The organism is Desulfohalobium retbaense DSM 5692 (assembly GCF_000024325.1).
GTDB lineage: Bacteria > Desulfobacterota > Desulfovibrionia > Desulfovibrionales > Desulfohalobiaceae > Desulfohalobium > Desulfohalobium retbaense.
In genome coordinates this window covers 95,130-106,688 of sequence record NC_013223.1, presented here as the reverse complement: position 1 = coordinate 106,688, position 11,559 = coordinate 95,130, and the positions used below count along the sequence as shown (strand labels likewise).

At 60.8% G+C, this 11,559-nt stretch carries 6 protein-coding genes; 5 read left to right on the top strand and 1 reads right to left on the bottom strand.

The window, feature by feature from the left end:
- Positions 1-201: 201 nt before the first annotated feature.
- The 4 genes from DRET_RS00400 to DRET_RS00385 all read left to right on the top strand — a co-directional run bounded on the left by DRET_RS00400 (position 202) and on the right by DRET_RS00385 (position 7,369).
- Positions 202-1,380: a pyridoxal phosphate-dependent aminotransferase gene (locus tag DRET_RS00400; RefSeq protein ID WP_015750540.1), complete on the top strand. Its 1,179-nt coding sequence runs from the start codon at positions 202-204 to the stop codon at positions 1,378-1,380.
- Positions 1,381-1,655: 275 nt separating this feature from the next.
- Complete coding sequence (locus tag DRET_RS00395; RefSeq protein ID WP_015750539.1) at positions 1,656-3,083, top strand: ATP-binding protein; 1,428 nt, start codon at positions 1,656-1,658, stop codon at positions 3,081-3,083.
- A gap of 24 nt (positions 3,084-3,107) precedes the next feature.
- A complete protein-coding gene (locus DRET_RS00390; RefSeq protein WP_015750538.1) occupies positions 3,108-4,481 on the top strand; it encodes a sigma-54-dependent transcriptional regulator in 1,374 nt (457 codons plus the stop codon).
- The gene (locus DRET_RS00385; RefSeq protein WP_015750537.1) at positions 4,481-7,369 is read left to right on the top strand and encodes a DEAD/DEAH box helicase; all 2,889 of its coding nucleotides are present in this window, start codon (positions 4,481-4,483) and stop codon (positions 7,367-7,369) included. Before DRET_RS00390 ends, DRET_RS00385 begins: the two co-directional genes overlap by 1 nt.
- Before the next feature lie 476 nt (positions 7,370-7,845).
- On the opposite strand, the gene DRET_RS00380 is transcribed toward DRET_RS00385, so the two are convergent.
- Entirely contained in the window at positions 7,846-8,940 is a 1,095-nt protein-coding gene (locus DRET_RS00380; protein ID WP_015750536.1) for an NAD/NADP-dependent octopine/nopaline dehydrogenase family protein, read from the bottom strand.
- A gap of 271 nt (positions 8,941-9,211) precedes the next feature.
- Here DRET_RS00380 and DRET_RS00375 point away from each other — a divergent pair, with 271 nt between their 5' ends.
- Positions 9,212-11,107 carry a sigma-54-dependent Fis family transcriptional regulator gene (locus tag DRET_RS00375; protein ID WP_015750535.1) on the top strand — a complete coding sequence of 632 codons (1,896 nt, stop codon included), beginning with the start codon at positions 9,212-9,214 and terminating at the stop codon, positions 11,105-11,107.
- Positions 11,108-11,559 lie beyond the last annotated feature (452 nt).

The following is an 11,559-nucleotide window of genomic DNA, read 5'->3' as shown; positions in this document are numbered from 1 at the left end:
GTATGGACCAGGCTCAGCCCCCCAAACGCCACCGCGTTCTCGCCCCGCCACATCCCGCGTCCCGATTGACGAAAAGGGTAAACCGGGGCTAAGTGGTTCCGACCGGGCTCACAATGCGCCACACAAGGGAATACCGCCCTTGACCACGGCGCTTCACTTCAGACGCACCACGACGACCACGCTGCAGGAGGACACCGATTCATGCGCATCGCCACACGCCTGTCTCAGATCAAACCTTCCCCCACCCTCGGCCTCAACGCCCAAATCCAGGAGATGAAAGCGGAGGGCCGTTCCGTTGTCAGCCTCGCCGTGGGCGAACCGGACTTTCCCACGCCGGCGCACGTTTGCCAGGCTGCCAAGGCCGCTGTGGACGAGGGATTTACAGGCTATACCGCGGTGCCAGGCATGCCCTCGCTGCGCCAGGCAGTGGCTGGATACTACCAGACCCAATACCAGGTGCAGGCCCAGGCGGACAACACCATCGTCAGCAACGGCGGCAAGCAGGTCCTCTACAATCTCCTCCAGGCCTTGGTCGAACCGGGTGACGAAGTCCTGCTCCCGGTCCCCTACTGGGTGAGTTATCCCCCGCTGGTCGCTCTTGCCGGCGGCATCGTCCAGGAGGTCCCCAGTACAGCCGCGGACGATTTCCTGGTCACCGCAGACCAATTGGAGGCCTGCCGCACCCCGCAAAGCCGTTTCCTCATCCTCAACACCCCGTCGAACCCTACCGGCAGCCACTACAGCCAACAGCAGCTCGACGCGCTGATCGAATGGGCGCTCAGTCACGATATCTTCGTCATTTGCGACGAAATCTACGACCAGCTCATCTATCCACCAGCCGGACCGGCTACTGCAAGCCGCTGGTGGCAGCAGGCCCCGGATAAAATCGCTGTGGTCAACGGGTTGTCCAAAAGTTTTGCCATGACCGGGTGGCGGATCGGTTTCGGGTTGGCTCACGCCGATTTGATCAAGGCCATGACCAAACTGCAAGGCCAATCCACATCCAATATCTGCTCCATCGCCCAACGAGCCGCAGAAGCCGCCCTGACTGGCACCTGGGACCAGGTGCGGACCATGCGCGACTCCTTTGCCAAACGGCGCGATCTGGCCCTGGAATATATTGCCGCCTGGCCGGGAACCACGTGCCCCCGCCCGGCCGGGGCCTTTTACCTCTTCCCCCACCTTGGCGACTGCCTGGAAGGGTCCGCTATCCCGGATTCGGCGGCGCTGGCTTCACACATCCTGGAACAGACCGGCATTGCCGTGGTGCCCGGCAGCGCGTTTGGCGACGACGCCTGCCTGCGCCTGTCCTATGCCGTCGACGAAACCACATTGACCGACGCCCTGGAGCGCATCGGAAAGGTCCTGCAGCAACTCTAGCTGACTGTTGAAAAACTCCTGATACTGCAGCTCGTTCAATAATCCCAAGGGATGGCCCACTACACGTTCAAGGTCGCAGCGTATGTATGCGTCCGCAAGCGCTTGAGCGTATTGCGGCTGTGCTGCCATTGGGAAACTTGCAACGCCTTGCTCAAGTTTGCCTGTTCAGCAACGCACAGCGCTTTCGAGGCAGCCTGGTCAGCACGGCTGCCCACTGGTTGCGCCCTGCATGACCACCACCGGCCGCTTCGGCGCTGTATATTCTGGAGGACGACGTGCGAACTCCCCTTCGGCCCAATCCGGCCCACCCTTTTCAGCTCGTGAAATTCCTGTCCTGGAGTTCGCTGTTTATCATCCTGGGCTCGATCTTTTTCCTGGCTCTGACCATCGGCAATTCAGCCAAGCAGGCGGTAATGCAGAAGCACCGCGATTTTGCCCTGTTGCTGGCCGAAAATCTCAACCACCAGATCTACCAACGGTTCACCCTGCCCACGGTCCTCGGATTCGGACGCATCCAACTCAAAAACGAGGCCCAGTACCAGCGCCTGGAAGAAACCATCCAGTCCACCATCCACAGCTTCCATGTCCTGGATGTGCGCATCTACGACTGGGAAGGCATGGTCGTCTATTCCACGGACAAGACCCTGGTCGGCAAGGCCGGCCTGGCTGGACCTGAAGTCAAAAAAGCGGTCGACACCGGGGAGCCCTCGTTCACCGTCCAGGGCGAACTCTCGTTCTGGCGGGCCATGTTCGACTTCGATCTGCCTGCCAAGACCTTTGTTCTGCGCACGACCTACCCCCTGCGTGCGGAGCGGACCCTCCAGCCGTCGCAAAAGGCCGGGCCGATCATGGGCATCCTCGAATTCCGCCAGGACATCAGCAAGGACTACGAGACCATCCTCCGCTTTCAGTGGGTGGTCGTCTTTCTGGCCCTGGGGGCTTCCCTGATACTTTTTCTGCTCTTATATATCATCATTAAACGGGCCGATCGCCTTCTGGCCGAGCGAATTCAGGAAAAGGAACGCCTGGAGCGCGAACTGCTGCAAAACGAAAAACTGGCCAGCATGGGGCGCATGGTGGCCAGTATCGCCCATGAGATTCGCAACCCGCTGGGGATCATCCGCTCCAGTTCGGAAATGCTCTACAAGAAGGCGCTGCGCGATAACAGCCAGAACGCCCGGTTGCTGCACGCCGTCTTCCAGGAATCCAAACGCCTCAGTCAAACCGTGCATGAATTTCTCGACTACGCCCGGCCCAAACAGCCAGCCATGCGCGAGGTGGATTGCAGCCAGATCCTCCAGCGGGCCCTGGCCTTTCTGGAACAGGAATGCGCCGCCCACGAGATCCAGGTGACCACTGCCCTGCCGGAAACTCTGCCGAGCCAGGGTGATGACGACCTGCTCTACCGCGCCTTTTACAACATCATCAGCAACGCCTTGCAGAGCATGGACGGCGGCGGAGAACTGGACATCAGCGGCGGCAGGGAGGAGGATCAGATCTGGATCTGCATCCGGGACACTGGCCCCGGGTTCGACGCCACCATGCTCGACAAGTACCTTGAACCCTTCTATACCACCAAGGATCAAGGGACCGGTCTCGGTCTGGCCATCGTCAAGAATATTGTCGACAGCCACGGCGGTTCCCTGAACATCACCAACACCGAGACCGGAGCCGAGGTCTGCATCCGGCTCCAGGCGGGTTGATACCGCCGCAAGAAGGCACCCACTATGGCGACCCATATACTCATTATCGACGACGAAAAGAACTACCTGCTTTTGCTCGAGACCATGCTGGCCGAAGAGGGTTACGCGGTCACGACCCAGCAGGACCCGCAACTCGCCCTGGATTACCTCGGCGAGTCCGAGGTCGACGTGGTCATCACCGACATGAAGATGCCCCATGTCAGCGGGCAAAAGGTCCTGGAAGAGGTCAAAAAGCACTCCCCCCATATCCCGGTGCTGATCATGACCGCCTTCGGCTCCATTGACGGCGCTGTAGAGGCCATGAAGTGCGGGGCCTTCGACTATATCACCAAGCCGTTTAGTAACGACGAACTGCTGCTCTCCGTGAGCAAGGCCGGCAAACTCGCCCAGGCCGAGCGGGAAAACCGGCTTTTGCGCCAGAGTCTGGAGGACCGTTTCGGCGTGCACCAGATCATCGGCCGCAGCAAAGCCATCCGAGATGTTCTGGACATGATCGGGCGCGTTGCCGCCAGCCGCAGTACGGTCCTCTTGACTGGCGAATCCGGCACCGGCAAGGAATTGGTCGCCCGCGCGGTCCACTTCGCGTCCGACCGCGCCGGTGGGCCGTTCGTACCGGTCAACTGTATGGCGCTGAACCCCGGGGTCCTGGAAAGTGAACTCTTCGGGCACGAGAAGGGGTCCTTTTCCGGGGCGGTCGCCCGCCGCCGGGGACGCTTTGAGATGGCCCACACCGGGACCCTGTTTCTCGACGAGATCGGCGAACTCTCCCAGGAAACCCAGGTCAAACTGCTGCGGGTGCTGCAAGAACGGACCTTTGAACGCGTCGGCGGCACCACGCCCGTCCAGGTCGACATCCGGCTTATTGCCGCCACGAACAAGGATCTTGCCGCTGCTGTAAGTGCCGGCACCTTCCGCGAAGACCTCTACTACCGGCTCAATGTGGTCCAGATCCCGCTGCCCGCTTTGCGTGAACGGCGCGAGGACATTCCCCTGCTCGCCGCCCATTTTCTCAAACGCTACGCCGAAGAAAACAACGCCGAGGTTACCGAATTCGCCTCCGACGCCATCGACTATCTGACCGCCTTTGAATGGCCCGGTAACGTCCGGCAGCTGGAAAATGTCGTCGAACGGTGCGTGGTTCTGGCCCGCTCCTCCCAAATCTCCGTCAACGACCTCCCCCCGGAAGTCAAAGACGAAGAGTCGCAATTCAAAAGCGCTGTGGACCTGCTGCCGTCCAAACTCAATCTCGGTGAGTCGCTGGAAAAGATCGAGGCCGCGTTGATCCGCCGGGCCCTGGCCAAGACCAACTTTATCCAGGTCAAGGCCGCCGAAATGCTCGGCATCTCCAAATCTCTTCTGCAGTACAAGCTTAAAAAATATAATATTTCCGGAAAATAATGTCTTCTTCCGCCCAGGTCGACGCCTACCTGCGGGCCCTGAAGGACTCCGGCCCTTACGGGAGTCTGGTCCGGCACCACGCCACCCTCCCCGCCCGAGCACCGTCCTATAGCACCCCGCGCGAGCCGTGGCCGGCGCCGGTCCAGGAATTATGCCGCCAAGCCGGCATAGACCGCCTCTTCAGCCACCAGGCCGAAGCTGTGGATCACATCCGCGCCGGGCGCCACACGGCCATTGCCACCCCCACGGCCAGCGGCAAGAGCCTGACCTTTGCTCTGCCCATTGCCGAAGCCCTGTGCCAGGACCCGGAGAGCAGGGCGTTGCTGCTCTATCCGCTCAAAGCCCTGGCTCAAGACCAGCTGCGGGCCCTGCAGGCCTTCACCCAGCCGTGGCCGCTGGAACAGCAGCCCCGCGCCGCCATTTACGACGGGGACACGCCACAGGCCGAGCGGGGGAGGATCCGCGCCAACCCGCCCCATTTGCTGTGCACCAACCCGGACATGCTCCATCTCGGTCTGACCCCGCACCACCACAGCTGGGGGGAGTTTTTCAGCCGCCTGCGGTTCGTGATCGTGGACGAGGTCCACACCTACCGCGGGGTCATGGGCTCGCACATGGCCTGGGTTTTCCGGCGCTTGCGCCGCATCTGCCGCTATTGGGGCAGCGACCCCACGTTCATCTTTGCCTCGGCGACCATCGGCAATCCGGCCCAGTTGGCGCAGAACCTGGCCGGCGTGCCGGTCGAGGCCGTAACCGAAAACGGGGCCGCGCAAGGCAAACGGCACATGGTCTTTCTCGACGCCCTGGAAGGTGCCCCGCAGACCGCCCTGGGCCTTCTGCAGGCCGCCCTGGCCCGGGGACTACGGACCATCGTTTACACCCAGTCACGCAAATACACTGAACTCCTCGCCATGTGGCTGTCCCAGCGCAGCCCCCGGTTCGCGGACCGTGTCAGCGCCTACCGCTCCGGTTTTTTGCCCGAAGAACGCCGGGAGATCGAGACCGCCCTGGCCAACGGCTCCCTGCTCGGGGTCATTTCCACCAGTGCCCTGGAACTCGGCATCGATATCGGCAACCTCGATCTCTGCCTTTTGGTCGGCTACCCCGGCTCGGTCATGGCTACCTGGCAGCGGTCCGGACGGGTCGGACGCGGCCGGCAGGACAGCGCCACCATCCTCTTGGGCGGTGAGGACGCCCTCGACCAATATTTCATGCACCATCCACAGGCCTTTTTCGCGCTGCCGCCGGAGGCCGCGGTCATCAATCCCGACAACCCGGTCATCCGCGACCGCCATCTGGTCTGCGCCGCCGCGGATCTCCCCTTGCAGCACACGGAACCGCTTGTAACCGATCCCGTCCACCGCCGGGCCGTGCACCGTCTTGAACAGCGCGGCGAACTGCTGCAAAGCGGCAGCGGCGAGGAGTGGCTGTCGCACCGCAAGACCCCGCACCGTCAGGTCAGCCTCCGCGGCACCGGGCGGACCCTGCCGATCCTGGACAGCGATTCCCGGGAACATATCGGCAGCGTTGACGGCTATCGCGCCCTGCGAGAGACCCATCCCGGAGCGGTCTATCTCCACCGGGGCCAGACCTATGTCGTCGACCGCCTTGACCTCGAAGAAGGCATGGTCCTGGCCCGCAAGCAGACGGTGCAATATTTCACCCGGGTCCGGGCCCACAAAGAAACCACGATTCTGGAGACGACCGAATGGGCCCATGTCTGGGGCAGTCGCATCCACCGCGGCCGCCTGCGGGTCACAGAGACGGTCACCGGCTACGAAAAACGCCATGTCCGCGGCCAACGTCTGTTGCGCATGCATGAACTCGACCTGCCGCCCCACGTCTTTGAAACCGAGGGGATCTGGCTGGAGATCCCGGACACCGTGCGACAGGAGCTGGAAAAACGGTACCTCCATTTCATGGGCGGCATTCACGCCGTGGAACACGCCCTGATCGGGATTATGCCCCTGCTGGTCCTCGCCGACCGCAACGACCTCGGCGGCATCTCCACGGTCGGCCACGAGCAACTCACCACCGCCGCTGTCTTTGTCTACGACGGCACTCCCGGCGGGGCCGGACTGACCCGTCAGGCCTTCCAGCGTGCCGGAGAACTTTTGGAGCACACCCAGCGGACCATCCGCGACTGCCCCTGTGAAACCGGTTGCCCCGGCTGCGTCCATTCGCCAAAATGCGGCTCCGGCAACCGGCCCATCGCCAAGGACGCGGCCTTGGCGGTGCTGCAAACCCTGCACACCAGCCAAACGCCCCGCTCCGAACCAGTTATCGTCCAACCCGCCGAGGAGCCCGACATGACCGTTACAACGGACATCCCCGACAACGCGGGACTACCCCCGCTCCATTACACCGTCTTCGACCTCGAAACCCAGCGTTCGGCCCAGGAGGTCGGCGGCTGGAACCGGGCCAAGGACATGGGCATCAGCTGCGCGGTGGTCTACGACTCGGCCCTGGACACCTATGTTGAATACGAGGAAAAAGATATCCCGCAGCTGGTGGAACACCTGCACAAGTGCGACCTCGTCATCGGCTTCAACATCCTGCGCTTTGATTATCAGGTCCTCTCCGGCTACAGCCGGGCCGATTTCCAGGCCCTGCCTTCGCTGGACCTGCTCCGTGTGGTCCACAAGCAATTGGGCTATCGCCTCTCCCTGGACAAATTGGCTCAGGCGACCCTGCAAGCCCAAAAAACCGCCAATGGCCTCCAGGCCCTGCAATGGTGGAAGGAGGGCCGGATCCGCGACATCATCGACTACTGCCGCCAGGATGTGGCCGTAACCCGGGATCTCTACCGCTTCGGCCGCGACAACGGCTACCTCTTGTTCCACAACAAGGCCAAGCAGCTCGTCCGCGTCCCGGTCCAATGGGAATAGCTCGCGGCAGGCAGACGCCCTGCGTTGCCTGTGAACGAGTTTTTCCAGGCCGTATTGCCCAATCCCGGAACCGCGCCCCCGTCCCAAACGCAAGAGCCCCCTTTCCCGGAATCGGAAAAGGGGGCTCTCCTAAGGAGGGTTCCACACCACCGCCACTGGCTGGTTGGGAAAACAGGCACGAGGAAGTTTGGCTGGGGACGCAAAGGGGACCAGCGTGCCTGCTCGGCGGTTGAGGGAAGCGCGTATCCAGCCGGAAATCCGGCCGGCCGACACTCGTTGGAGAAGCCTGAAAACAGCTGAAAGGCTGGTTCAGGGAAAACGGTTGAACTGCTTGTCGAAAAACCCCCTTATACCGCAGCTCGTTCAAAAGTCCCAAGGGACGGCGACAACAAATTCAAGATCGCAGCGCACATATTCGTTCGCAAGGGTTTGAACGTATTGCAGCTGTAGGCCATTGGGGGATTCTCAACGGCCTGTTAGGCTTTGACGCCGGTTTGCAGGTACTGCAAGAAATCGTCCTTGCCCATGCCGGCCAGCCCGAGATTCTTCAGGGTCCGGCCCTTGGCGAAGAAATCTTCCTCCAAAAGACTGGAACCGAAGCGGGCCACCAATTCCATGCGCGGGGTATCCACCCCCATCAATTTCCCCATTTCGATCATGGGCACCAGACCGGTGGGGATGTCCTCTAAGAGGTACCGGGTCCGCAGTTCTTTCTGCCCCCGGATCTCGGCATAGGCCGGGTTCTTCTTGACCGCTTCGGACAGGGTCTCCGCTTCAACGCCGTAGGCAACACGATACCATTCCCGGATGGTGATCATATCCAGGCCAAAGGCTTGGGCCAAGTTGACCCGTTCTTTGTCCAATTCTTCGACAAAGGCCCCAATGCTTGGGGTGATCCCTTCACGGTAATAATACCAATCGTGCCGGGATTCGATCAAAGAGGTATTCAAAAGCGTCGGCGCGGGGTGCATAATGGCGTTGGCGTTGCCCAGACTGCTTTGCATGACATTGGCGCCGCCAACGATCTGGGGAAAGGCTTCCTGCAGGACGCCCAGAACATGCTCGTTCTTGGCCGCCGGCAGGGTCGACAGCACCAGATCGTCCTTGATGCCGTGGATCACGGCATGCCCGGGTTTTGGCGCCCGGCAGGCATAGATGAGACTGTTGGTCTCGGCCACAGCCAGATCCGGCGTGCAATTGCATTCGTCCAAGGTATGCCGGAACTCCAGGGCGCCGCAGGTGGCTCCCGGATGCAAGATATAGGTCTGGCCGGCAGAGACATACGGCGCGCACTGTTTGGCAATCGTCTTGTGCGCCACGGCCGGAGCCACGATCATGACCGCATCAGCCCCTTTGACAGCCGCCCCGAGATCGGTAGTCACCAGTTCCGGCTTGCCGAATCCTTCAACGACTCCGGAGACCTCAATCCCTCCCTGGGCGTTGATGGCATCAACCGTCTCAGTAAATATATCATAGAGGCGGACAGGATATCCCATGAGTGACAAATGGCCAGCCAGGGATTGACCGCCGTTGCCACCACCCACAATGGCCCAAACTGTTTCTCTGCTCATAGCACATCTCCACTGTATTGCGTTACATATCCCTTCTTACTGCAGAGAATAAAGCAACTGACGTGCCATTGTGAGCAAACTCCCGGCACCAAACGGCTCTCCTGGAACCAAACTTGAATACAGGGAATGAGCGCCCGGGAACGGTCCGCCCACCTGTTTCAACATGAAACAGGTGAGTCTCAATTTGGACCGCTTTCGTGACCAGAGGTCGACCAGCGCCTGTTGTATCAAAATTTTACATGTTCTATTCTGAGAACTGCAGGAGAACCCCATGGAATGCACGGCCATTCTGGATTCCACCATACTTCGCCAAGAGATCCAGGCCTCCCATGCCCGGTCCAAGGAATATGGTGTCAGCCGCACGACGCGCAAAAACCAGGTCAAGCTCACGCCCCTGGAACTCAGCCAGCGTCAGGCCCAGAACAAAATTTTCCTGGAAGCGGTCATCGCCCAGCTCTCCGAACTCTTTGACCTTTTAAGCCCCGACGATTTCATGGTCGCGGTCGTCGACGGTGAGGGGTACATCCTGCACATGTTCGGCAGCGACAATATCAAGGCCAAATTCGCCGAACGCAATTGCGCCCCGGGATATCGGTGGACAGAGCGCGATGTGGGCACCACCGCCATCAGCCTCTGTCTGGAGCGCCGCATCGCCGTCCAACTCAACGACAAGGACCATTATTGTCAGCGGGCGCACGGCTTCACCAGTTCCGCAGCTCCGGTCTTCGGCCACGCCGGCAATTTGCAGGGTATTCTTGTGGTTTCCGGGAATTCGCAACTGGTCCACCCCCACACCCTGTGCATGATTTCCTCTGCAGCGCGCTCCGTAGAGCGGCAACTGCGCATCCTGCGCCGCAATTCCGAACTGGCCATGCACATCGGCCTCTTGGACGCGGTTCTCGAGTCCACGACCTCGGGCCTGATGGTCATCGACAGTCAGGGCGTTATCTGGCGGGTCAATCGCAAGGGGGGGCAGATTCTAAAAAAGACGGATCTGGCCGGACAGGAAGTCTCGGTCTTGCAGGGATTGGACCTTGATATCGAGGACATCCGGGCGAACCCGAATGCCTGGGTCAACCGGGAATGCACCCTGAAAAACGGCCGCCAGAATATCCACATCCTGTTTTCGGCCCAGCCGGTGCTGGCCGGCGATCAATCCATGCTCGGCGTGGTCCTGGAATTCGAACCCATCGATTCGGTGCGCAAACTGGCCAATAATATTGCTGGAACCAAAGCCTTCTTCACCTTCGAGAGCATGATCGGCTCCAGCGAATCCTTTCGTCGGGCCCAGGAGATGGCCAAACGCGCGGCCCATTCCGATTCCACCGTCTTGCTCCGCGGCGAAACCGGAACCGGCAAGGAACTCTTCGCTCAGGCCATTCACAACGCCAGCCGTCGTCGCAGCGCCCCGTTTGTTCCTATCAACTGCGGGGCGATTCCGGGCGAACTCCTGGAAAGCGAACTCTTCGGCTATGTCGACGGCGCCTTCACCGGCGCTCAGAAAGGCGGCCGCCCCGGGAAATTCGAACTCGCCCACCGCGGCACCATTTTGTTGGACGAAATCGGGGATATGCCCCACGATATGCAGGTCAAACTCCTGCGCGTCCTGCAAACCGGCGAGGTCTACCGCATCGGGGCCCGCAAGCCGACCCTGGTCGACACCCGGATCATCGCCTGCACCCATGTTGATCTCGGCAAGGCGGTCGCCGCCGGACGCTTCCGTGAAGATCTCTACTACCGGCTCAACGTCCTGCCCATCGTCATCCCGGCCCTGCGTGAACGGGGACGGGACGATATCCTGGCCTTGACCGAATTCTTCCTCTCCCGCAACCGGGTCACCCCTCCACAGCTCACTGTCGGCGCTGTCAAAGCCCTGGAGAACCATCCCTGGCCGGGCAATGTCCGGGAACTGGAAAACACCATCCAACGCGCCCTGCACCTGTGCGAAGAAAATGAAATCGACGCGGCTTGCCTCGGGGTTCCCGAAACCGCTGCCGCGGCCTCCAGCTCCACGCCCCGCGGGACGCTGGAAGAAATCGAGCGCTTGGCCATCGAGCAGACCCTCGAGGATACCAAGGGCAATATGGCGGAAACCGCCAAGACCCTCGGCATTTCCCGGGCCACGTTGTACCGGAAAGTCAAACGGTATTCGCTGGAAACAGGGTAGACTCCACCCTGCCCCGATCGAAATCGCTCTGCCCGAAACGCATTCCTTTGGAGTCGGACGAGTACAACAACACAGCCCGTAGTGCTGGCTGATGACTGCAGCAGGGATCAGAACGCTCTGTATCGCTGTCTTCCCTTCCCGGACCGCCAGGCGCCGGCCTGGCTCTTTGGTTTTGTCGAAAGAGCGAACGCAACTCTCTGCAATCTGGTAACCGGTTTCCCTGTGCATCTTGACCGATACCTGATTACCGACAACTGATTACCGATAACTGACAACTGATACCTGATAACTGATCCATTCCCATCGCTATCGGGATCGATCTGTCCTTTTCGACCCCGGTTGCGATAGCCATTTCGAACCGCCCACCTGCCCGACTCCCCACTCTCCGCCAAAAACAAAAAAGGGCAGCGGGGAAAACCCCACTGCCCTGTTCCGTAGAAGCTCTACAATAA